Source organism: Acinetobacter sp. SwsAc6 (genome assembly GCF_013391565.1).
GTDB classification, from domain to species: Bacteria; Pseudomonadota; Gammaproteobacteria; order Pseudomonadales; family Moraxellaceae; genus Acinetobacter; species Acinetobacter cumulans.
In genome coordinates this window covers 118694-141984 of the sequence record NZ_JACAXE010000008.1, presented here as the reverse complement: position 1 = coordinate 141984, position 23291 = coordinate 118694, and the positions used below count along the sequence as shown (strand labels likewise).

Annotated in this window: 19 protein-coding genes and 1 pseudogene; 5 read left to right on the top strand and 15 right to left on the bottom strand. The window is 41.7% G+C overall.

Going from position 1 to position 23291, the window contains the following annotated elements; translation table 11 throughout:
• Nucleotides 1–45: 45 nt before the first annotated feature.
• The 13 genes and pseudogenes from HYG93_RS08310 to HYG93_RS08255 form a co-directional block, all read right to left on the bottom strand.
• The gene (locus HYG93_RS08310) at nt 46–3201 is read right to left on the bottom strand and encodes an efflux RND transporter permease subunit (RefSeq protein WP_178962299.1); all 3156 of its coding nucleotides are present in this window, start codon (nt 3199–3201) and stop codon (nt 46–48) included.
• A complete protein-coding gene (locus HYG93_RS08305; RefSeq protein WP_178962297.1) occupies nt 3191–4417 on the bottom strand; it encodes an efflux RND transporter periplasmic adaptor subunit in 1227 nt (408 codons plus the stop codon). The genes HYG93_RS08310 and HYG93_RS08305 overlap by 11 nt, the downstream gene beginning before the upstream one ends.
• A 13-nt stretch (nt 4418–4430) precedes the next feature.
• Nucleotides 4431–5753 (bottom strand): TolC family protein, encoded by a 1323-nt coding sequence (locus HYG93_RS08300; protein WP_178962296.1) that lies wholly within the window; start codon nt 5751–5753, stop codon nt 4431–4433.
• Between the two features lie 47 nt (nt 5754–5800).
• Nucleotides 5801–6229, bottom strand: a complete 429-nt coding sequence (locus tag HYG93_RS08295; protein ID WP_205669741.1) for a cation efflux protein, CzcI-like — start codon at nt 6227–6229, stop codon at nt 5801–5803.
• Between the two features lie 100 nt (nt 6230–6329).
• A complete protein-coding gene (locus tag HYG93_RS08290; RefSeq protein WP_120365545.1) occupies nt 6330–6944 on the bottom strand; it encodes a TetR/AcrR family transcriptional regulator in 615 nt (204 codons plus the stop codon).
• Between the two features lie 125 nt (nt 6945–7069).
• A complete protein-coding gene (locus HYG93_RS08285) occupies nt 7070–7924 on the bottom strand; it encodes an SDR family oxidoreductase (RefSeq protein ID WP_120365546.1) in 855 nt (284 codons plus the stop codon).
• A 24-nt stretch (nt 7925–7948) separates the two neighbouring features.
• Nucleotides 7949–8962, bottom strand: a complete 1014-nt coding sequence (gene dmpG, locus HYG93_RS08280; RefSeq protein WP_120365547.1) for a 4-hydroxy-2-oxovalerate aldolase — start codon at nt 8960–8962, stop codon at nt 7949–7951.
• Nucleotides 8959–9902, bottom strand: a pseudogene (locus tag HYG93_RS08275) (acetaldehyde dehydrogenase (acetylating)). The gene dmpG and the pseudogene HYG93_RS08275 overlap by 4 nt, the downstream one beginning before the upstream one ends.
• Nucleotides 9903–9950: 48 nt before the next feature.
• Nucleotides 9951–10733, bottom strand: a complete 783-nt coding sequence (locus HYG93_RS08270; protein WP_106984323.1) for a 2-keto-4-pentenoate hydratase — start codon at nt 10731–10733, stop codon at nt 9951–9953.
• Entirely contained in the window at nt 10730–11683 is a 954-nt protein-coding gene (locus HYG93_RS19645; RefSeq protein ID WP_372658776.1) for an FAD-dependent monooxygenase, read from the bottom strand. The genes HYG93_RS08270 and HYG93_RS19645 overlap by 4 nt, the downstream gene beginning before the upstream one ends.
• On the bottom strand, nt 11684–12475 hold the full coding sequence (locus tag HYG93_RS19640) for an FAD-dependent monooxygenase (protein WP_372658774.1): 792 nt from the start codon (nt 12473–12475) through the stop codon (nt 11684–11686).
• 85 nt (nt 12476–12560) lie between these two features.
• The gene (locus tag HYG93_RS08260; RefSeq protein WP_178962294.1) at nt 12561–13541 is read right to left on the bottom strand and encodes a VOC family protein; all 981 of its coding nucleotides are present in this window, start codon (nt 13539–13541) and stop codon (nt 12561–12563) included.
• Nucleotide 13542: 1 nt separating this feature from the next.
• Complete coding sequence (locus tag HYG93_RS08255; protein WP_106984326.1) at nt 13543–14424, bottom strand: alpha/beta hydrolase; 882 nt, start codon at nt 14422–14424, stop codon at nt 13543–13545.
• 157 nt (nt 14425–14581) lie between these two features.
• Here HYG93_RS08255 and HYG93_RS08250 point away from each other — a divergent pair, with 157 nt between their 5' ends.
• From HYG93_RS08250 to HYG93_RS08235, 4 genes are all read left to right on the top strand, one after another.
• Nucleotides 14582–15538, top strand: a complete 957-nt coding sequence (locus tag HYG93_RS08250; RefSeq protein WP_117007328.1) for a fumarylacetoacetate hydrolase family protein — start codon at nt 14582–14584, stop codon at nt 15536–15538.
• Nucleotides 15539–15635: 97 nt separating this feature from the next.
• Nucleotides 15636–16121, top strand: a complete 486-nt coding sequence (locus HYG93_RS08245) for a hypothetical protein (protein WP_178962292.1) — start codon at nt 15636–15638, stop codon at nt 16119–16121.
• A 111-nt stretch (nt 16122–16232) separates the two neighbouring features.
• A complete protein-coding gene (locus HYG93_RS08240) occupies nt 16233–17435 on the top strand; it encodes an OmpP1/FadL family transporter (protein ID WP_372658782.1) in 1203 nt (400 codons plus the stop codon).
• 121 nt (nt 17436–17556) lie between these two features.
• Nucleotides 17557–18639, top strand: a complete 1083-nt coding sequence (locus tag HYG93_RS08235; RefSeq protein ID WP_120365555.1) for an amidohydrolase family protein — start codon at nt 17557–17559, stop codon at nt 18637–18639.
• Between the two features lie 144 nt (nt 18640–18783).
• Here HYG93_RS08235 and HYG93_RS08230 read toward each other — a convergent pair whose 3' ends face one another.
• Entirely contained in the window at nt 18784–19770 is a 987-nt protein-coding gene (locus HYG93_RS08230) for a GlxA family transcriptional regulator (protein WP_106984430.1), read from the bottom strand.
• Nucleotides 19771–19871: 101 nt separating this feature from the next.
• On the opposite strand from HYG93_RS08230, the gene HYG93_RS08225 reads away from it, so the two are divergent.
• Complete coding sequence (locus HYG93_RS08225) at nt 19872–21659, top strand: acyl-CoA dehydrogenase (protein WP_178962288.1); 1788 nt, start codon at nt 19872–19874, stop codon at nt 21657–21659.
• A 105-nt stretch (nt 21660–21764) separates the two neighbouring features.
• On the opposite strand, the gene HYG93_RS08220 is transcribed toward HYG93_RS08225, so the two are convergent.
• Nucleotides 21765–23213 carry an NAD-dependent succinate-semialdehyde dehydrogenase gene (locus HYG93_RS08220; protein WP_120363742.1) on the bottom strand — a complete coding sequence of 483 codons (1449 nt, stop codon included), beginning with the start codon at nt 23211–23213 and terminating at the stop codon, nt 21765–21767.
• Nucleotides 23214–23291: the final 78 nt, after the last annotated feature.

Here is a 23291-nt window from a genome sequence, read left to right as displayed (position 1 = left end):
ATGGGTTAATGCAATATCGTTTTAATCTTGATTGATTAGTCTAGGTTATTTAGATCGAGCTGTATTAAGCCAGCGGTAAAGCACGGGTAATAGCACCAAGGTCAGCAAGGTGGAAGAAAGAATACCGCCAATCACGACAGTCGCTAAAGGCCTTTGTACTTCTGCACCTGTACCTGTTGCCAAAGCCATTGGTACAAAACCTAAAGAGGCAACACAGGCGGTCATGAGTACTGGGCGTAATCGAAGTACAGCACCCTGCCATACGGCTTCATGTAATGGATATTTGTCCCTCAGCTCTTTAATAAAGGTCAGCATGACTAGACCATTTAGCACAGCAACGCCTGAGAGCGCAATAAAGCCAATACCCGCTGACATCGAAAGTGGAATATCCCTAAACCAAAGAAACAGTACACCGCCCGTTAAGGCAAAGGGTACGCCAGTAAAGACCAGCAGGCTTTCTTTCACATTATGAAATACTGCCATTAATAAAATAAAGATGGTCAGTAGTGCTAAAGGAATAACAATTTGCATTCTTGCTTTGGCAGATGCAAGGTTTTCAAATTGACCGCCATATTCAATCCAATAACCGCTTGGTAATGCATATTGTTTCAGCTGAGTCTGCATATCCGCCACAAAAGAACCTAAATCACGGCCTTCAACATTGGCAGTCACTACAATACGGCGTTTACCATTCTCACGGCTGACTTGATTGATCCCATCTACATTAGACACTGTGGCAACATTTGAGAGTACAATACTGCCACCATTTGGCAACTTTAACGGTAGTTGTGAAATCGTGCTTACATTACGATCTTGATCATTTAAACGAATAACAAAATCAAAACGGCGATCGCCTTCTAAAATCTCTCCTACACTTTGTCCACCGACACTGGCTGCCACAGTATCCTGTATAGATTTAACGTTTAAACCATATTGCGCAGCCAAAGCCTTATCTATTTCAATATTTAATAAAGGTAAACCTGAAGTTTGTTCAACTTTTACGGCGCTACTCCCCGCAACTTGCTGCATAATTTTGGCGATCTTAGTGGCCTCTGTATTGAGCACTTGCATATCATCGCCAAATATTTTGACGCCCACATCACTACGCACACCTGAGATCAGCTCATTAAAGCGCAGTTGAATCGGTTGAGAAAACTCACTGTTATTGCCAGGAATCGTAGCCACATAAGCCACCATACGGCCACGCAGTTCATCCACACTTTCTTTAGGGTTTGGCCATTCATTACGTGGCTTGAGCATAATATAACCATCGGAAATGTTCGGAGGCATTACATCGGTTGCCACTTCTGCTGTACCTGTACGAGCAAATACAGCGTGAATCTCTGGAAATTTTTTCAACAGCAGTTTTTCAGCGTTTTCCTGCATTCTTAATGATTCTTCTAAACCAGTGCTAGGAGAGCGCATCAGTTGAACTGCAAAATCACCTTCACTCAGCTGTGGTGCAAACTCACTGCCAATTTTAGTGCTTAAAAGCCCAGTAATGAGCAGTAAACACAGTGCAAAAGTCATCACTACAGCCTTGTAATGAAAAGCTGTATTTAATATTCGAAGATACTGTTTTTTTAGCCAAGTCATCCAACTGCTTTCTGTTTCTTTAATTTCACCTTTTACCCAAAGCGCTACAGCAGCAGGTACAAATGTAATAGACAGAATGATCGCCGCCACAAGTGCCAATACCACAGTTAATGCCATCGGATGGAACATTTTTGCTTCTACACCGCTTAAAGCAAAAATTGGCAAATACACCACTAAAATAATTAATTGTCCAAATATCAGCGGACGGCGTGCCTGACGTGCAGCCAAAAAGACTTCTTTAAAGCGTTCATTTTGCGTTAATGGGCGTTTCAACGTTTGCTGTGCATGGGCTAAACGTCGTATACAGTTTTCAACAATCACCACTGCACCATCAACAATAATACCGAAATCCAATGCGCCTAAGCTCATTAGGTTTGCGCTGATATTCTTTTGTGCCATGCCGGTTAAGGTAAACAGCATTGATAGTGGAATAACGCAGGCAGTAATTAAGGCGGCACGGATATTACCTAAAAAGATAAATAAAATGATGATGACTAGAATTGCGCCTTCAACCAAGTTCTTTTGAACGGTTTTAATAGCTTTCTCCACCAATGTGGTACGGTCATACACTGTTTCAATTTTTACCCCTTTGGGTAAGCTGGTTTGAATGTCTTTAATTTTGGCATCTACAGCTTTCGAGACAGTTCGGCTATTTTGTCCCATGGCCATCATGGCAATACCTAAAACGGTTTCTTCGCCGTTATAGGTTGCACCACCTGTGCGCAAATCATGCCCTATCGATACTTGTGCAATATCACCCACCCGAATTGGACTGCCATTTGGGCTGTCAATCATGGTGTTTTCAATATCTGAAATATTGTTTAAGGTTCCCGGCACTCGAACTGTTAACTGCTGACCATTTTCCTCAATAAATCCTGCACCACGGTTTTCATTATTTTCCGTAAGCGCTTGCTGTAATTGTTCTAATGACAGGTTCAGCTGTTGCATGCGGTTTAAATCAGGTGAAACCACGTAGGTTTTATTAAAGCCACCAATGCTGTTGACCTCGGCAACACCTTGTACACGCTGTAATTGCGGACGCACAATCCAATCTTGAATTTCACGCAAATCCATCGCGCTATATGCTGTGCCATCTGCTTTTTTTGCATTGGGTTCAGCTTTAAGCACCCATTGATAAATTTCCCCCAAACCTGTCGAAACGGGCGACATCGTTGGAGAAACTTGGGCAGGCAATGTCGACTGAACTTCTTGTACCCGCTGATTAATTTGCTGACGCGCCCAGTAAATATCCGTACCGTCTTTAAAGACAATCGTGACTTGTGACAGGCCATAACGGGAAATAGAACGGGTCAATTCCAAATCTGGAATACCTGCCATCGAATTTTCAATCGGATAGGTAATCCGCTGTTCCACCTCTAATGCTGTAAAGCCATTGGCCTGCGTATTAATTTGCACTTGGGTGTTGGTAATATCAGGTACTGCATCAATCGGCAATTTTTGATAACTGTAAATCCCGACGACAATCCATGTGCAAACAAATAGCATCACCCAAATTGCATTTTGAATTGAAAACTGAATAATGCGTTCGAATAGACCTTCTGGCTTTGGTAAATCTGTGTTCGGGTTCTCTGAATTAGTGTTCATGGCCAGCCTCGTCTTTTTCCAGTTCAGATTTCAGTAAAAAACTGCCTTGGGAAATATACTTTTGCCCTGCTTCAAGACCTGAAAGCACTTCTAGCCATTGACCATCACTAGATGCTTGCCCAAGTTTTAGCGCTTGTGCTTTTAAATGTACTTGACCTTTTTGTTCAGATTCAACAATAAAAATACTGTCTTTTCCCTCTATGCTTTGTACGGCAGACTTTTGCACCCGTAATGCTTTTTTAGTGCCCGAATCTGCCAATAGCACGTTAACCATCACATTTGGGCGAAGCTCAGCAGATTGTTGTTTTAATTTGGCGCGTACCACCAAGCGTCCAGTTTGTACATCTGCCTGTGACGTCAGGCTTTGTACCTCTGCGCTATAGCGTTGATCTGAACCATTGATTTTGAAAGAGACGTTTTGACCCGTTTGTAATTGTGCAGAATATTGATGAGTTAAGTTAAATTCCAGCCACAAATCTTTGAGCTGTTCAATGGTGAACACTTGGTCTGCCAATTGCACATTTTCACCTACCACAATATCTTTTTGACTAATCACGCCAGCGATTGGCGCACGAATAATAAATCGTCCGTTTTGACCGCTATTCGCGCCCAAAGCTTGTAAGCGCGATTGTGCTGACTGTACGCTAATTTGAGCCTGACGATAGGCATTTTCAGCACGCTGGAAGTCCTGTTTGGCAGAAATTCCTTGAGACCATAGCTTTTGCTCACGCTGATAATCTTGACGGGCTAAATCTAAATTGGCTTCTGCCATACGTAAATTGGCTTGCTGATCAATCAATTCAGGTACTGACAGCACAGCTAAAGTTTGACCTTTTTGTACAGTTTGACCGAGTGCTACACTGACTTGTTCGACATGACCGCTGAAGTTTGGGGAAATATGTGCCTGCTGATCTGTATTGACCGCCAATTTACCCGGCAATTGAATAATATTTTCGACCAGACCATTTTCTACAGTCGCAATTTTAATTCCTTGTTCCACCATTTGTTGAGTGGTGAGTTGCAGTTCACCTTCTTCCGCATGTTCTGCTTCAGTATCACTCTTTTTGGCTTCGCTATTTTCACCTTCCGACTCAGTTTTATCCGCATCGGATTTATTTTGACTGAACCAAATAGCAGTACACAGCATCAGCGTTAGGCCAATCAAAACTGCAATCATCAAAGGTTGTGAAATTTTTCCATCTTGTTTAATTTTCATGTGATTAACTGCCTTATTGTGCTGATGCGCTGTTGATGAGATTTTGGGATGCCTCAATGGCTTTTTTATTGAGTTGGCTATAAGCATCTGAACGGCTGATTTCTTCATAACTGGTGCCGATACTTAAGGCTTCAGCACTGAGTGCGCTCTGCCAAGCCTGCGCCAAAATTTGCATTTGGCTAAGTCGAAGGTCTTGGAGTTGTTTTGTGGTTTGCTGTACGTCTGTAATAGCAAATTTACCTGCCTGAAAACCTTGCAAAGTTCGGTTTTGAACCTTTTCAGCCAAACCAATCTGACTGCCTGTGGCATCAAACTGCATACGCAGACCTTTAAGCTGGTGAATGCTATTGGCAATGTCCAAAACTTGCTGTTTTAACTCACGCTGTTGCTGATGATGTAATAAAATTTGCTGTTTTTGCGCCATTGGAATGGCATATTGCTGGCGGTTAAAAATATTGAGCGGAATATCCACACCAAGTACCAAGGCCGTATCATTGGCGTCAGTTGGAGACTTAGTACGTGACATGCCCACATTTAAGCTTGGATTTGGACGTGCTTGTACTTTTAAATGTTCAATTTGCTGATTTGCCTGCTGAATATTCAAGGCATACAATTTTTGTAACCAACCTTCCGATAAATTACGCTCAACTAAACTTTGGCTCTGTTCAGGCCAAGGCGTAACGCTGTTATTCAGTCCGATTTGCGACGTAGTTTCACCCCATAAATTAGAAAGCTGACGCGCCGTAGTTTGCTGTTTTAAAACTGCCTGTTGGTATAGACGTTGTATCTCCAAAGCTTCAATTTGAGCACGCTCCACATCCACCAAAGCGATACTGCCTGCTTGATAACGTTTTTGTGCACTGTCCAAATTAGATTTGCTGAGTTTGAGCTGTGTAGCGTAAATCGATTGCTCATTTTGAGCGATGGCTAGCTGTGACCATGCAAACTTCACAATCAGCTGACTTTGCGCATTCCAAATTTGCTGTTGCAACTGAATTTGCTGTGCAGAGGTACTCGCGAGTGCTTGATTGATTTTACGCTGACCGAATACATCCATTGGCTGGCTGATTCCGATACTGAGCTCTTGATCTTGATTTTTACCAAAACCATTTTGTTCAATCGATAGGCTTGGGTTCTGCCAGAGCTTGCTTTGGCGCACATTAAAATCAGAGATTTGCTGTTGTTGTTGCCAAATATCTGTTTGTGCTTGGTAATTTTGTACTTTGGCAAATGCAGATTCAAAACTACTGACATTTTCCGCAAAAGTACTTTGTAAGGCCGTCGAAATACCGACAGCTAAGCCTAGACGTATAAACGCCATAAAATATAAAGACATGATTTTTCCCACTCATTTATTAAAAAAAGTGGCGGGAATGTTTTAGGCTACCCCGCCATTAGCGGGGCATAAACAGGAGGAGGTGTTTGCAGTAATAAATCAGGGGCTTGATAAAGATTCTTCCAAACAAATTTTGGCGAATATTCAAAGGCCTGATGTGCAATAAAAAGAATCGATTGTTGATTTTGCACAATCAAATGCGTCATAGACGGCAAATGGTCTTGATGATCTTCACCGAGTTGCAAATCGTTAGCGGTATTTTTGACTGGTTTGCTACTGGATTCAGATGCTTGATGCAACGAATGCTGTAGATTTTTTTCACTGCTGACGCATAAGGTATTTTGATGATGACCAAAGTGATAGCTTTGTAAAACTGGGGTTTGCTCTTCATGCACACAGAAAGCAGCTGCCACGTTCCAAAGGCTTTGGAACATGAACAATCCGACTAAGACTGTTATCCATGTAGCAGAACGCATATCGCATCAATCAAGAAAATTTTAACGATTATAAAGCTTAGGCAAAGTCATAGGTTAAGTATTTCGTATTATTTATATTGCATTCCGCTTTATAGTTCACTTAGACCTCCTTCAAATTAGGCAATTCAATATTGGCAATGTGATGAGCTTCTGCTGGATCTAGACCCAATGCACGCAAAATCAGTTCAGCAGACTCAGAACCAATTTCCCGCCATGTTTTAAAGCCTTCTAGCACCAAAAACATAGATGAAAGCACCGTGCCAGCAATCATGCTCATGACTGCAAAAATTTGTTTGCCTTCTATGTTATAGCGCGCTGAATCTAAACCTTTTTGAACATCTGACAATGGCGATGATTCACCTGTCCAAAGTCCCATTAATGACTTAGAACTAAAGGCAAATTTACATAAAAAACGCCCCCAATCAGGTTCTTCATGGGCACGGCGCATATACATGCGAATACCAAAAGAAATTCGCTTGGCAGCATCTTCCTCTGCACCTAAGGTTTTGATGACACGGGCATTCATTTCATTTGAAAGCTGTGAGGCAATATCTTCAAATAAGCTGTCTGGACGTAGCCCATTATTATAAATTGTGCCACGTGCCACACCCGAAACTTCTGCCAATTCACTGACTGTAATTGCACTTGAACCTTTTTCTGCAAATAAACGTAATGCAGCACGATGGATTCTTTTTTGTGACGCAGAAATTGCCATATAGCAAACCTTTTGAACAAAAAGCTTAAATTTGAACAAATATTAGCATAGTTATTTAAAAATATATGGCATTCATACACTGAAGCGATGATTTATAAATCCATCATTTCCATGCGTGATTTCATTTATACATAGCTCTTTACCCAATGCTCACTATGTTCCCAAAGTTGTTCTGCCAATTGCATATCTTGTGCAACTGCTGAGGATTGAACCACTTTAGATTGCTCATAATACAAACCTGATTCACCTGCGAGTTGTGCTTTGGTTGCACAGTGCAAAGAGGTTGTCGCATCTTGTTCAGGTGTCAATAAAAAGCGGTTCATTACTTTATGCAAAGGTTTAGGCAAACTGCGCCATATATCTGTGGCTACAATTCCCGGGTGTACGGCGTAAACGGTTACCCCTGTACTGTATAAACGTCTAGAAAGCTCTTTGACAAACAAAACATTGGCAAGCTTAGCCGTACAATACTCTTGCATTGCACCGAGACTACTTGCCGGCTGTAATAGTTTTTCAAAATTAATATTTTTAGCATGTCGATGGGCTTTACTCGCCACCACAACCACTCGTGCAGGCGCAGATTGAATGAGTTTTTCCGTCAGTAATTTAACCAACAAAAAATGTCCGATGTGACATACACCGAAAGTATATTCAAAACCCGATTGGGTTAAGCCCTTCTGCCCTGCGACACCTGCATTTGCAATTAATAGATGCAAGTCTAAATTTCGACTGAGAAAATTTTCAGCACAGGCTTTCACGGAGTTTAAATCACTCAGTTCTAATGCAATAAATTCAGCTTTGGCAGTTTGATAGGACAATTGATCAATTTCATCTAATACAGGTTTTGCCTTCGCAAAATTACGGCAAGTGATAAAGACATGATAGCCCTGTAGTGCCAATTGTTTAGCTGTTTCGCGGCCGATGCCTGAATTGGCACCTGTAATCAATGCAACCTTGCCATTAAGTTTGACCTGACTCATTTTATTCTTCCTTAAATCTGCGATTTATGCGCTTTTATTTTTTAATAAATCCAATGCCACATCCACAATCATATCTTCTTGACCACCCACCATACGGCGTTTACCCAGTTCAACCAATATATCGACCGTATTCAGTTGATAGCGCTGCGCTGCTATTTCAGCATGTCGTAAAAAACTTGAATATACACCCGCATAGCCGAGTGCCAAAGTCTCACGATCGACACGAACAGGCCGATCTTGTAGCGGACGAACCAAATCATCGGCTGCATTCATTAAAGTAAAGAGGTCTGTTCCGTGATACCAACCCATGCGTTCTGCTGCGGCAATAAACACTTCAAGCGGTGCATTCCCCGCACCTGCCCCCATGCCTGCCAAACTGGCATCAATACGGTCACAGCCTTCCTCTACTGCAACTATGGAGTTAGCTACGCCTAAACTTAAATTATGATGGGCATGAATACCCGTTTGCGTTTCAGGTTTAAGCACATCTTTGAGTGCTCTAAAGCGTTCACGGATGTCTTGCATGTTCATCGCACCACCAGAATCCACCACATAAATACATTCAGCCACATAATTTTCCATCAATTTGGCTTGTTGTGCCAAAGCCTGAGGCGTAGTTAAGTGGCTCATCATTAGAAAACCCACGGTATCCATGCCTAAATGCCTTGCATATTCAATATGTTGCTTGGAAATATCAGCTTCTGTGCAATGTGTCGCGACACGTACAATTTTAGCCCCTTCTTGATGGGCGGCTTTTAAATCATGAATGGTGCCTATACCAGGTAGAAGTAAGGTTGTAATTTGTGCATGGGTTAAAACATCATGCGCAGCTTCAATCCACTCTAAATCGGTATGGGCAGCAAAACCATAATTAAAGCTCGAACCTTGTAAACCGTCGCCATGTGCTATTTCGATACTGTCGACTTTGGCATGATCTAAGGCCTTGGCAATGGCTTGCACTTGTGCAATAGAATATTGATGACGAATGGCATGACTGCCATCACGTAAGGTCACATCGGAAATATATAGCTTTTTCATGCCACTGCTCCTTGTTGCAAATGTTGTGCAATTTTTTCAGCGGTGGCCAAGGCTGCCGAGGTCATAATATCTAAATTGCCCGCGTATGCAGGTAAATAATGTGCAGCGCCTTCAACTTCTAAGAAGACTGTGGTTTTCATGCCTGAACGTAAACCTAGCCCTGCAATATTTAAAGGTCGATCTATAGGAATAATTTCAAATTGAATTTCTTGTTTTAAGCGATAACCAGGAACGTATGCGTTGACAGTCGCTACCATATCTTCAACGGCACGTTGAATTAAATCTTGATGTCTATATTCAGATAAAATATAGACTGTATCTCGCATTAACAAAGGTGGTTCAGCAGGATTCAATACAATAATTGCTTTGCCTTTTTCAGCGCCACCAATCACTTCAATGGCTTTAGATGTTGTCTCTGTAAATTCATCAATATTGGCGCGTGTACCTGGCCCTGCCGATTTACTCGAAATCGAGGCGATAATTTCCGCATAGTGCACTTTAGCAATTTTTGAAACTGCGGCAACAATTGGTATCGTGGCTTGACCGCCACAAGTGACCATATTGACATTGGTTTGTTCTAAATGCTGATCGAGATTCACTACGGGCACACATACGGCCCGATGGCTGCAGGTGTTAAATCTACCATACGAATATTGGGTTTATGCTGCCGTAAGAATGCATCATTTTGAATATGTGCCTGAGCAGAAGTCGCATCAAAAATCAGGTCAATATCTGCAAATTCAGGTAGTTGAACCAAACCCTCAATACCTTCATGTGTAGTTGCAACACCCAATCGCTGCGCACGTGCCAAACCATCGGATGCGGGATCAATCCCGACAACAGCACTGATTTCGACATGCTGGGCTTGGCGCAGAATTTTGATCATTAAATCACTGCCAATATTGCCACTGCCGATGATGGCGCTTTTAATTTTTTTCATCTTCTTGCTCTTATCGATATGTATTTTGATAGATGTTTTTTCAGCGTTTTAGATCAATTCACAACGAACCGTGCCTAATGCACCGATCTGTGCTTCAAGCACATCGCCTTTTTGTATGCTAACCATTGGCCCTAAAGCACCCGAGAGAATCACTTCACCTGCTTTCAGGCTTTGTCCTTGTTCAGCCATGGTACAGGCCAACCACCAAGCAGCACGTAATGGATTGCCTAAACAAGCTGAACCTTGCCCAGTAGAAACTACTTCACCATTTTTAAGCAGCTGCATGGGTAATTCGACAAAATTGACATCCGTCAGTGCAATGGGTTGCTGAGACAAGACATACAACCCACAGGAAGCATTATCAGCAATGGTATCTGCCAAGCTGATATTCCAATTCTCAATCACACTGTCGACAATTTCGATGGCGGCTAAAGCATGCCCCATACAACTCAAAAATTCAGTCCATGATGGGCGATGTACTGGCAAGTCTTTGGCTACAATAAAGGCCACTTCTGCTTCTGCCTTGGGTTGAAGCAGCCGAGCACTTGGAATTTGGTCTTGATCCAGATATTTCATATCATCGAAAAGCATGCCGAAATCAGGTTGATCTACACCGAGTTGGGTCTGTACGGCTTTTGAAGTCAGACCAATTTTTTTGCCTACGATGCGTTTGCCATTGGCGATATTCGTTTCCGTATTCAGCCAAGCCACAGCATATGCTTCTTGCATATTTCGAATGTTAAAGTTTTCCGAAATACGGGCAATCGCTTGTCCTGTTTCACGTGCCTGTCGAATGGCTTGGGCAGCTTCATAAAATTTATTGTCCGTCATGCCAATAACTCCTGCTTTGGCATTTGGGCTGCTTTTTGCGTCGGTATATCCAGCTGTAATTTCAACTGCTGAACCGCCATATTCAATTGTTCAGGTGATACCAGTGCAAAAACAAAATGATCAGGCCGGAGCAGCACAATACTTTGATCCTTGTGTGATGCTGATTTTTTCATCCACTGGGCAAAAGCTTGCTCAATATCTTCGACTTCCTGCAAATCTTGATTAAAATTACGCACAGTTAAGCCTTGTGGACGGGTGGCGTAGCTATAAATCAGTAGTGATTTGGTATTCAAATCTGCAAGGATTTTTTTCGCATCGGCAGACAGGCTTGCCGTTGGATCGCAATTGAGTCCAATCAAGGCATAACGATTATCTAAAATATCATCCAGCAAGACTCGCTTGCCGTGGGTATCTCGTACTGTAGGCTGTGGCGCTAAACTCCCTTCAGGTGAATAACGCTTCGGACGCGCCAAACCTAAATATTGACCTTTGGCATAGACAGGAGTTGGTTTAAACGCGCCATTGTCCATCCATTGCCTTAATGCAGGCACCGCTTGTACGGTTTTCATCACCGTATCACGCAGTTTAGATTTAATTGGATGGGTCATCGAGACGATATCTTTTAAAAATACCGATGAATCAATCATGGCTTTGGCATGCAAACGGCGTTCGCTTTCATAACTATCGAGTAAATGATCACTTGCATGACCATTTAACACTTCACTGAGTTTCCAACCCAAATTATGTGCATCTCGAATGCCTGAACTTGCGCCTTGTCCCATAAATTGTGGCGTCATGTATGCGGCATCCCCCGCAAGGAATACACGTCCTGCACGCCATTGATTCGCTACCAAAGCATTGAAGGTATAAACCAGTTTACGCTTCACTTCAAAATCATCTGGATTGACATATTTCGTGAGTAGTTCACGTACGGTTTCAGGTCGCTCCATTTATTCAGCAGTTTGACCTTTTTTCAGCATAAATTCGAAACGATGAAAACCGTCTGGCTGTACACAGCTCACCACAGGTAAATCTGGATCGACCACAAAATTAAAATAAGGCAAATGTCTGAGACCTTTATTGCGGTCTTTTTGCTGTAAATCGACCACCAGCCACGGTTCAGGGAAATTCTTTCCAGTCATTTCAATGGCAAGTTTGGCGCGTACCGTACTGCGTCCACCATCAGCACCAATCAAATAGCGTGCTTTCAATTCTTGCAGATCTAAATCACCTTCTGCTTCGGCTTTTCCGCCATGACTGTCACTAAAGTGATATTGCTGTGTGGCTTGGTGAGTCACACGCACATGATCTGCAGTTTGGCTAAAATTAATCAGTTCACGACCACGGCAAATTTGCACATTTGGATATTTTTCTAAACCTTTGGTCAGCGAGGTTTCCAAATATGGCTGATAAAAGAAGTTAATGATTGGCCAGCCATTCGGGCGCTGTAGCGGTTTATATTGCGACATCACCGTACCATCACGGCGGGTTAACTGCACAGGTGTATCGACAAGCATGTCTTTATGTACTTCATTCGCCATGCCAATCGACTGGAAAATACGCATGCATTCATCATCGGTATAAACGGCACGAGCATTGCCGTAAAACACGGGCTCACGTTCTAGCACCAGCACTTGGTGACCACGTTGTCCTAAAATATGCGCCAAAACCAAACCTGTTGGGCCGAGTCCTGAAATCACCACATCAATCATTTTATCGGCTATTTTTTTTGTCGTTTTCATTGTATTTACCTTTTTTCAGGCGGAGTTTTCCTAGGAAAAGTCTTGTTCAAACTTTTCCGATTTTTTTGAAGCTCAGTTTTAAGACTTAAATCGGAGAATATTCGTCACGTTTTAAGGATTTTAAGCCACGTTGCACATTGCCAAATTCATGCAAAATGCCATGTAACGGCGTGGCTTTACGTGGTTTATGCCCCCACACACTAATGGAGGTGTATTTGGTCGGTTTCCATGTCTGTTCATCAATCTTGATGGGGTTCCACCCCAATTCAATTTCAAAGTCGGATGGACTTGCCACATAAAATGAAATTTCACGGTCATTGGTATGTAATCCGACATCCCAAACCACATTAAAGCCATAGTCCTTACAGCGTTGGTAAGATGCATTGACATCTTCTAATTCCAAGACCTGAAAATTGACATGCTGAACACGGGTGCGGATTGGATCGAGCTGTACATTGCCTCGTGTACGTGCCACCGCCACAGAATGATGACGTTCATTTAAACGCAGGAAGCTGACATCTAAAATCACCCCATTGATTTTTTGTTCAACGCTGTCGGTTAAACGTGCATCAAAAAATTCCTGCCAAAACCGAATCATTTTTTCAGGCTTACGTGTGGTCAGTGCAACATGCCCCATTCCGCTGGCATCGGTATAAAAACCGCTGACTTTGGTGTCTAAAGGCGCATCACTACGAATTTCATCTACAAAAATTTCAAGTTGAATGTCTTTAGGGCCACGGATAAACCAAAAGGCTTTGACGCCACGAAATGCCGCATCCTCAGCACTGCCTTGCTGATAGCGAATGCCTCGGGTATCAAAACGCTGTAATACTTCATTCAGTACGGCGTCATCTGCAAGCTGTACCCCTAAATGCGTCACATCTTCCTGTACGCCTTTGATAATCATCAAGCGTTTTTGATAATCATCAATACGAAAACTCAGACTTTGTTCAGTACGTTCAGACAACGCCAATCCTAAACATTTTTGAGCAAAATCAATCCACTCATCAAACTTATTCGATTCTGCAATCAAATAGCCGATTTTGACCTGACCAAAGATATTCATATCAAGCTCCTGAGAATGTACTTGGGGTCTGTATTTGCAAATAACTACAGGTCACCGCATTAAACTGTTCGGCACGTTCCCACTGCACCCAATGTCCTGTTTGTGCAAAATAGTACAGGTCACAATGTTTCATGGTTTGACGTAAAGTTTCGCCACCGCTTGGACGATTCACTTTGTCATCTGAGCCCCACAGCACCAAGGTCGGCGTATTACAGCGTTTTAAACGCGGGTCACGGGTGAAATCCATACGGATTGCGCCTTTTAAACCATTAGGACGCTGTAAAGGCGGTGATGCAATCACTTCAGGGTCAATACTGGCTTGATAGCGCAGTTCAATTAAGTCTTCCGATACTTGTGAACCGTCATAAACCAAATATTCACGAATAAAGGTTCTTAACTTTTCACGCGATGGCCCTTCACCACCATAATAATTTAATAAGTGCTGTAGACCTTTGGTGGGCAATCCACGTGTGGTATTGATGCCTCCCGGTCCCATAAGAACCAAAGCAGTCACACGTTCAGGCGCTTCTAATGCCATGCGTAAAGCACATGCGCCACCAAGTGAATTACCGACAATATGAATCTGCGGAATTTTCATTTGATCGAGCAAACCCAGCATCACTTCGGCCAAATCACCAAAAGGATCTGAACGTTTTACGCCTTTTGTAGACTGACCATAACCTTGCATATCCGGCACAATGACACGGAAATGCTGGGCTAAATATTCAATATTTTTTGAATAATTAGATAAGCCTGTAGCACCTGCACCGCCACCATGCAGCATCAAAATGGGGAAGCCTTCACCTGCTTCACTGACAAACACTTTACGTGTGCCAAATTCCACAAAATAACTTTTAAGCCCTTTTATTGTTTGTAAATCCATCTTGTTGTGCCCTTGAATCGTTTAATTTACAAACATATTGAACAATGGTGTTCAATTTTGCAATAAGTGTTATTTAAAATATTTTGTAAATTTTAATTGATCGTTTGGTTTATATTTTATACATTGGTGTTCAATAAGGATGCAAAAAGTATAAAAAATGGCTCTCAATATCGTTCGTTATATGCATAAAAATGTAAGCTTTTGGGGCGTGCAAGTAGACAGCGCTTACTTTGCCTTAAAGCCTGAATTACAACAAATCTCTAGCACAGGTGATTTAATCAAATTGGGTTTAGATCATATTCGTACTCACATCGACATGGCTGCACCAATTGACCCATCGGCTGTGCAATGGCTTAGTCCAATCACCTCCAATCAAAAAATTATTTGCCAAGGTGCAAACTACCGTCAGCACATGATTGATTCAGGCATGGACCCCGATGCCAAAAAATTTAATATGTTTTTCACCAAATCCAGTGCCTCAATTCATGTGCCTACAGGTGAAATTATTAAGCCCAAACATGTACAGCTTTTGGACTATGAAATCGAACTGTGCTTGGTGCTGAAACAAGACATCAGCACAGAAATTAACGTGAATGCGTATAACTTGCATGACTTTGTGGCAGGTATCTGTATTGGCAATGACATTTCTGCACGGGATGTGCAAATTCCAGAAACCCAATTTTACAAAGGCAAAAGCTATCGCACGTTCTGCCCGCTTGGGCCTGTGCTGTGCTTATTAGCGCCAGATGAAATGCATTACTTAGACCAGCTTGAGCTAAGTTTAAAAGTCAATCAGCAGACTCGTCAGCAGGATTCCACCCGCAATATGGTGTTCAAACCTGCTGAAACCTTGTCAGAAATGTCGCAGTTTGTGAACTTTAATGCCGGTGATGTGCTGATGACTGGTACGCCTTCAGGCTGTGCGCTGTCAATACCTTCACCGCTTTTAGTCAAAGTTTCTGCTCTTCTGCCTGAACAAAAGAAATGGCAAATTTTTATTCAAAAACAAAAAACTAATGGCCGATACCTGTGCATTGGCGATGAAGTTGAATCATCGATTCAAAGCGCAGATGGCAAGATTAATTTAGGACAGCAAAAGCATCGTATTGCCTAGAAAAACGCACAAGACTTTAAACATAACTCATTGAAAATTCGATGTTGAAATTTTAAGGAACTTTATTTTTTAACAGCATCACATCAAGGAAAACATAATGGATTATTTTTTCACAATTGAGTCTGAACTGCGTGATGTCGATATCACGCAGGCTAAGCAAAAATTTAAAAGCCCTGATTTTCACGAAGATATTTGTCAGCGCATTCCCTGTACTGAATTGGACATTCAGCTTTCAGAAATTTCTGGGCAAAACTATCGCTTAGAACGTGCTTACAATTTGGATTTAGACATCCCTGACATCATTCACAAGCTGTTAAAAGGTGCATTTCGTTTACAGCGCAATGACCTTTGGGATTTGGAAAAACTCAGTTCTGAGTCTTCACTCAAAGCCAATCTTCCAGGGATTGTCACTTTTAAGACCAAACTGCTTGAAGCACAGAACAACATCAAAATTCAGCAAGAATGGAAATTAGATATATCTGTGCCACTGATTCATAAAGTCATTGCAAAGTTTGCCGAAACGGAAATTCGAAAATTTCATGCAATTGAGGTTGGCATTATCCAAAAACAATTAAGCATTTGAAGATGGGCTGAATACGCTCAAAAGCTCCGTGAATAAAAAGATTTAAAAAATTAGTAAAACAATATGTATCACTCAACGGAAAGAGAATAAGGAAATAAAATGATGAAAAACATGAATAAAACATCGCTCTCGATTGCAATCTTATGTGCGGGTATGTCGACAGTACATGCGACTGCGCTGGATCGTGCAGGACAATCTATCAGTGCCTTTTTACAAGACGGAAACTATGCTGAAGCATCCCTTGCTGTACTGGATGCAGATGTTTCAGGAAAAATTCGCCCGATGTATGCCATTCCAGGGACAGATACGGATACAGGACAATTTACCAATTCAAGCACCTACTATAATGCGGCGCTGAAATTACAGCTCACTCCGCAGTTTTCTTTTGGTCTGATTTATGATCAGCCTTTTGGGGCAGATATTGGCTATCCGCAACGTGCGAATGGCACATTTAGCGGGCCAAATGGCGGTACCTCAGCGGAAGTTAAAACTCAGAATTTATCCTTCTTATTTGGATATCAGCCCAATCAAAACTGGAATTTTTACGCCGCACCTGTTTACCAAACCATTAAGGGAAATGTTGAATTACACGGCAACGCATTTAGTACACTGCAAGGTTATAAGCAAAGCACCAGTGAAGACCATGCGATCGGTTGGTTAGCAGGTGCGGCTTATCGTATTCCAGAAATACATTTTTTAGCTTCACTGACTTACCGCTCTGAAATAAACCATAAGGCACAATCAGTAGAAGAATTTCCAGCGACTGTTCCTCCAGCACTGATTGCTTTGGTCGGTCAACAGCAGAGTGAAACCACCACGCCTCAATCGGTCAATTTAGATATTCGTACAGCCATTAATCCAAGTACGGTCGTCTATGCCAACACCCGTTGGGTCAATTGGAAAAAATTTGATATTCAGCCCTATCAATTTGGTGCGGTGACTGCGCTTGCAATGGGTCATGACTTGAAGTTGGTGCAATACGATAAAGACCAAATTTCTGTCGATGTCGGCCTAGCGCGAAAATTTAATGATCAATGGTCAGGCGTCTTCAGTGCTGCATGGGACAGCGGTGCAGGCAATCCTGCATCCCTGCTTGGACCAATTGAAGGATACAAAGCTGTGGGATTAGGACTGCAATTCAATCCAGCGCCTAATTACTTTTTACAAGGCGGTGTTAAATATTTCTGGCTAGGTGATGCTATTGGTCATTCATCTTCTTTCGTTATTCCGGGGATGGAAGAAATTGCCAAAGTTGCTGATTACTCCGATAACACCGCAATTGGCTATATGCTGAAAATGGGCTATCGCTTCTAAAGTATTAAAAATGAAGGATGTGCTTGTCATTTCTCTGCAACACATCCTCTTTTAAAACCGTGTATTAAAACGAAATTAGAAAACGCCTGCACAGTTGCAATCAAAAAGATAAGGACATCCAATGTCAAAAATACCTGAACATAATTTGAATATTGACGTGCATCATCATGTGATCCCGCCTGCTTTTACCGCAGCTATGCAAAAACATGGCATCAATAAAGTCGCGGGTGCACCTTTACCGCCTTGGAGTGCGGAACGTTCATTGGAGGCAATGGACTTGATTGGGACACAAACAGCGATCACCTCTTTGTCTGCACCTGGGGTTTATTTAGGCAATCTTGATGAAGCTTGTGATCTTGCCCGTGCTTGTAATGAATTTTCTGCAGAGCTAAAAGTAAAATACCCAAGCCGTTTTGGTTCCTTTGCAACCTTACCGATGCCTTTTACCGAGCAATCCTGCAAAGAAGCGGAGTATGCCTTAGATGTACTGAAAGCCGATGGTATTGTGCTTTTGGGCAGTACTGAAGGTATTTTTTTGGGAGATGCACAACTTGAAGAGTTGATGCATGTGCTGAATGAACGCAGTGCGACGGTATTTATTCACCCCAATATTCATGATTCGAGTAATCAAGTCAATTTGAATATTCCCGGTTTTATTTTAGAATTTTTATGCGATACCACACGTGCTTCGGTCAATCTGGTTGCTTCTGGCGTATTAGAACGCTTTCCAAAAATTAATTGGATCTTGGCACACGCTGGAGGTTTCCTACCTTATGTGGCTTGGCGCGTCTCACTTTGCAATATGATGCCGGAAATGGCGGAAAAGACCCCACAAGGCTTTTTACACTATATCCGCCGTTTTTATTTTGATACGGCGCTGTCACCATCACCTTATGCTATGGCAGCACTGAGTGAGTTGGTCGACCCAAGTCATATTCTTTTTGGCAGTGATTTTCCTTTTGCACCTAAGCAATTGTCGATCATTCAAAAACAAAATTTTGATGAGCTGAAAGTATTTGATGCAGATATGAAACATCAAATACTGCGTAATAATGCATTGAGTTTATTTCCGCAATTTAAAATTGGGCAGGAACAAAACATTCCTGAATTAAAACAATTTTCATCAGCAAATTTTGCCACCCGCTTTAAACACAGCATGATGAAACCTGTACTGAAAATGGGTGAAAATATACGAAAAAAATAAAAATATGGATTTATTTCAATCACACATTGCGTTAAATGTTGTGGTCTATGACTCAATGTGTGATTTGCTGTTGTCGCTTAAGCGAGAAGTTTATTTATTTCTATGAACAGGTTGTGCTAATCATCCATAACATGCATCATCATATTAGCGATGTATAATTTGTCGACTAAAATGTCTGCGATATTCAACAGGTGTTAACCCCGTCTTTTTTCTAAATAATCGTCTAAATGAGCTGGCATCGCTGTAGCCGACGTGTTGCATTATTTGCTCTATGGAATGTTGTGTTTCCTCAAGGTATTTACGTGCAGCTTCTATCCGTAAAGCCAATAAGTACTGATGTGGAGAAAGCCCAAGCGCCGTATTAAAGTGACGAATCAAGGTACGGTTGGTCACATTAAACTTCATTGCAACGTCATCAAAGTTGAGTTCTTGTTTTAAATGATCAGACAAATAAATTTGTACTTTTTTAACCAACTGATCTTGATGCGCTTTGGCAATATTGAGTAAAGAATAAGAAGTTTGCAAAGCGTCTCGATGGTAAACAAAAGCCTTTGCTGTTTGTATGGCTGTTTCTATTCCATAAAAACGCTCAGTTAAATGTAAGGCTAAATCAAACCAAGCTAAGCCCCCGCCTGCACAATAAATTTCACCATCTCGGCTAATAAGTAAGTTCCTATTTAAATGGACTAAAGGATAACGATGGCTAAAAAACTCAGCATAGCCCCAATGGGTGGTCGCAGTTTTCCCATCCAGTAAGCCTGCTTCTGCTAGAAAAAAATTGCCTGTGCAGTTGGCAGCAATACTTTTTTGAGGTGTTGGAATGTTTTTTAAATACGTTATGAGCGCCGTATTGGCTTCTAGGGTTTGGATAATTTCTCGGCCAATGGTTGGTACAATAAATACATCCGCATCCATCACATCGGCATAACTATGTTTAACCGCAATGTGCATACCATTAATGCAATCCAAGGGTTGCCCATTGGGGCTAGAAATTTTCACCTGAAATAAAGAATGTACAGGGATATTTTGTATTCTTTGCCAACTGACACCGACTAAGCTCAGCATATCAACAATGCCTGTAATGGCTGATGCCAAGGCGCCATTAAATCCTAATACGGCTATTTTGATCATATCTTGTCGTTTTTTCATCCATAGATGTCAATATTGACAATCCTCAAATTAAAATTCAACTGCTAATCTTTGTATATACAATACGATTCAGGATGATGCACATGGGGCCTTTAATTCAGCTTAAAGATTTGGACTTTCTTTTATATCAGGTATTTAATGCCGAGCAATTAACAGAATTTCCGCGCTATCAAGACCATGATAGAAGCTCTTTTAACAGTATATTAGATACAGCACATGGCATCGCCTTAGACTTTTTTGCACCACATAACGCAAAAGCAGACCATCATGAACCCACATTTGATGGTAAAAAAGTTACTACCATTGATGAAGTTAAAATTGCATGGAAACAATTTGCCGATGCAGGCTTATTATGCGCACAACATGATTATGCTGATGGTGGTATGCAGTTACCTACGCTTTTAAACATGGCCTGTAATGCTTTTTTTATGTCAGCGAACCCTTCGACTGTGGCCTATTGCTTTTTAACTTCGGCGGCGGCCAATGTAATTCATGCCTTTGCAACAGAAGAACAAAAAGCAATGTTTTTACCCTCCATGCTGAATGGTCGTTTTTCAGGCACTATGGCGCTCACTGAGCCAGATGTAGGTTCTTCTTTAGGTGATTTAAGCACCAAAGCAATTCCACAGGAAGATGGTACTTTTAAAATTAAAGGTCAAAAAATGTTTATCTCTGGTGGAGATCAAGACATTACTGAAAATATAGTGCACCTCGTACTTGCACGTATTCAAGATGCACCTAGTGGGACCAAAGGCATTTCTCTATTTATTGTGCCAAAAATTCGCACACATGCCGATGGCACATTAGCCGAAGCCAATGATGTTAATTTAGCAGGCTTACTGCATAAAATGGGCTACCGTGGCACAACTTCAACCGTATTAAGTTTTGGTGAAAATGATGATTGTGTTGGCTATTTAATTGGTGAGGCTGGCCATGGCCTTAAGTACATGTTCAAAATGATGAATGAAGCCCGAGTCGGTGTTGCACTTGGCGCATCCATGATTGGTTATCGTGGTTATTTAGAATCTTTAACCTATGCTAAAAATCGACCGCAAGGACGCTTACCTACAGATAAAACTAGCCACTCAAAACCAGTTAATATTATTGAACATGCGGATGTAAAGCGTATGCTATTGGCCCAAAAGAGCTATGTTGAAGGCTCGCTTGCGCTGTGTTTATTTGCTGCACGTTTAATTGATGAACACCAAGCCAATGGCAATGAAGACAGTGCCATTTTATTAGACCTGATTACACCAGTAGTCAAATCGTTTCCTTCTGCATACGGGCCAAAAGCCAATGATTTAGCCATTCAAGTGCTGGGTGGTGCAGGCTATACTCGTGAATACCCTGTAGAGCAGTGCTATCGAGATAATCGTCTCAATCCGATTCATGAAGGCACTTTTGGTATACAGTCTTTAGATTTATTGGGCCGAAAACTTTGGCAACATCATCGTCTTGGCCTAGAGTTATTGCTTCAACGTATTCAGCAAACTTTGGAGGCATCTACCTCTGAAGAAGTTGCACTTTTGGCCAAAATATTCAAAGTGCATTTAAATACGCTACAACAAACAATTGCTGTTTTGGGGCAATCTTTACACGAAGGCAAAGTGAATGAAACATTGGCAAACTCAGCACTATTTTTAGAAATAATGGGCCGAGTGATTGTGGCATGGCTTTGGTTAGAAATGAGTAATAAGGCACTTATGACTTATGGACAATCTGAAAATCATGAAGATATTAGCTTCCTTAAGGGTAAGTTACAGGCTGCACAATATTATATACAGTGGGAATTACCAGAAATTGAGCATTATGCAAAATTACTCATGCAGTTTGATACGACTTGTTCAAATATGCAGATTGATTGGTTCTAATGTAGATATTTGCAGTGGATTTTTGCCACTTCGTATATGTAAATGCATTGAGTTAAATGAAAAATAAGGATCATGAGATCCTTATTTTTATTTGAGATACGGCGTTTAAATACCAATACACATATATTTAATTTCTAAGTAGTCTTCAATGCCGTACTTAGAACCTTCACGGCCAGTCCCCGATTCTTTAATACCACCAAAAGGCGCAACTTCCGTAGAAATGAGGCCTTCATTAATTCCAACCATTCCATACTCTAGCGCTTCTGAAATATTCCACGCTCGACTTAAGTTATTGGTATAAATATAAGAAGCTAAACCATATTCGGTATCATTTGCCATCTGAATCGCTTCTGCATCTGTACTAAATTTAAATACTGGAGCCAGTGGCGCAAAAGTTTCATCTTTGGCAACCAACATCGCTTGAGTCACACCAGATAAAATTGTAGGTTCAAAGAAGGTATGACCTAAAGCATGGCGCTGACCGCCAGTCACTACCGTTGCACCTTTTGCGACTGCATCGGCAATGTGCTGTTCAATTTTTTCCACTGATTTTTCATTAATCAATGGCCCTTGCTCTGCACCTGCTTCAAATGCTGGAGCAACTTTTAATTGATTTACAGCAGTAGTTAATTTTGCAAGAAAGGCATCATGAATGCTGTCTTGAACCAAAATACGGTTGGTACATACACAGGTTTGGCCTGAGTTACGGAATTTGGACGCCATTGCACCTTGCACCGCCTTATCAAGATCAGCATCATCAAATACGATAAATGGTGCATTCCCCCCGAGTTCCATGCTCACTTTTTTCATGGTGGTTGCACATTGTGCCATTAATAACTTACCAACCGCTGTTGAACCAGTAAATGAAACTTTTTTGATAGCTGGATGTGAACTCAGCACGGCACCTATATCTCGTGAGCTACCTGTAACCACGTTCACTACACCTTTTGGAATTCCAGCACGTTCTGCGAGTGCAACCAAGGCCAATGCAGATAATGGTGTTTCAGAGGCAGGTTTAATGACAACAGTACATCCTGCAGCCAATGCAGGACCGACTTTACGCGTGATCATGGCATTGGGAAAGTTCCAAGGGGTAATGGCTGCAACAACACCAATCGGTTGTTTAATAACAACCAAACGACGACCTTGTTTGTCGTGTGGAATCACATCGCCGTAGGTGCGTTTTGCTTCTTCGGCAAACCATTCTATAAAACTTGCGCCATACGCAATTTCGCCACGACTTTCGCTCAGTGGTTTACCTTGTTCTGTACTTAAAATGACAGCCAAATCTTCTTGATGCGCCATCATTAAATCAAACCACTTGCGCAGTAAAGTGGAGCGTTCTTTGGCAGTCGTTTGTTTCCATGAAACTAAAGCTGTTTCTGCAGCTTCTACCGCTTGTTCTACTTGTTCAGTACTGGCACTTGGCACGCGTGCAATTTCTTCACCAGTGGCTGGATTGATCACAGCAAAATTTTGACCATCAGATGCATTGCACCATTCGCCATTAATATAAATTTGTGTTTTAAGCAGTTCAGAATTTTTAAGCTGCATCCATGTTCTCCTTAATTGACGCTAGGTGTCGCATTCATTGGAGATGAGACCCTATTCAAATTTGTTGTTCTTCAGATG

Coding starts and splice junctions, on each gene's coding strand:
- HYG93_RS08310 (WP_178962299.1), bottom strand. CDS start 3,201: ATGAACACTAATTCAGAGAACCCGAACACAGATTTACCAAAGCCAGAA.
- HYG93_RS08305 (WP_178962297.1), bottom strand. CDS start 4,417: ATGAAAATTAAACAAGATGGAAAAATTTCACAACCTTTGATGATTGCA.
- HYG93_RS08300 (WP_178962296.1), bottom strand. CDS start 5,753: ATGTCTTTATATTTTATGGCGTTTATACGTCTAGGCTTAGCTGTCGGT.
- HYG93_RS08295 (WP_205669741.1), bottom strand. CDS start 6,229: ATGCGTTCTGCTACATGGATAACAGTCTTAGTCGGATTGTTCATGTTC.
- HYG93_RS08290 (WP_120365545.1), bottom strand. CDS start 6,944: ATGGCAATTTCTGCGTCACAAAAAAGAATCCATCGTGCTGCATTACGT.
- HYG93_RS08285 (WP_120365546.1), bottom strand. CDS start 7,924: ATGAGTCAGGTCAAACTTAATGGCAAGGTTGCATTGATTACAGGTGCC.
- dmpG (WP_120365547.1), bottom strand. CDS start 8,962: ATGAAAAAGCTATATATTTCCGATGTGACCTTACGTGATGGCAGTCAT.
- HYG93_RS08270 (WP_106984323.1), bottom strand. CDS start 10,733: ATGACGGACAATAAATTTTATGAAGCTGCCCAAGCCATTCGACAGGCA.
- HYG93_RS19645 (WP_372658776.1), bottom strand. CDS start 11,683: ATGGAGCGACCTGAAACCGTACGTGAACTACTCACGAAATATGTCAAT.
- HYG93_RS19640 (WP_372658774.1), bottom strand. CDS start 12,475: ATGAAAACGACAAAAAAAATAGCCGATAAAATGATTGATGTGGTGATT.
- HYG93_RS08260 (WP_178962294.1), bottom strand. CDS start 13,541: ATGAATATCTTTGGTCAGGTCAAAATCGGCTATTTGATTGCAGAATCG.
- HYG93_RS08255 (WP_106984326.1), bottom strand. CDS start 14,424: ATGGATTTACAAACAATAAAAGGGCTTAAAAGTTATTTTGTGGAATTT.
- HYG93_RS08250 (WP_117007328.1), top strand. CDS start 14,582: ATGGCTCTCAATATCGTTCGTTATATGCATAAAAATGTAAGCTTTTGG.
- HYG93_RS08245 (WP_178962292.1), top strand. CDS start 15,636: ATGGATTATTTTTTCACAATTGAGTCTGAACTGCGTGATGTCGATATC.
- HYG93_RS08240 (WP_372658782.1), top strand. CDS start 16,233: ATGAATAAAACATCGCTCTCGATTGCAATCTTATGTGCGGGTATGTCG.
- HYG93_RS08235 (WP_120365555.1), top strand. CDS start 17,557: ATGTCAAAAATACCTGAACATAATTTGAATATTGACGTGCATCATCAT.
- HYG93_RS08230 (WP_106984430.1), bottom strand. CDS start 19,770: ATGATCAAAATAGCCGTATTAGGATTTAATGGCGCCTTGGCATCAGCC.
- HYG93_RS08225 (WP_178962288.1), top strand. CDS start 19,872: ATGGGGCCTTTAATTCAGCTTAAAGATTTGGACTTTCTTTTATATCAG.
- HYG93_RS08220 (WP_120363742.1), bottom strand. CDS start 23,213: ATGCAGCTTAAAAATTCTGAACTGCTTAAAACACAAATTTATATTAAT.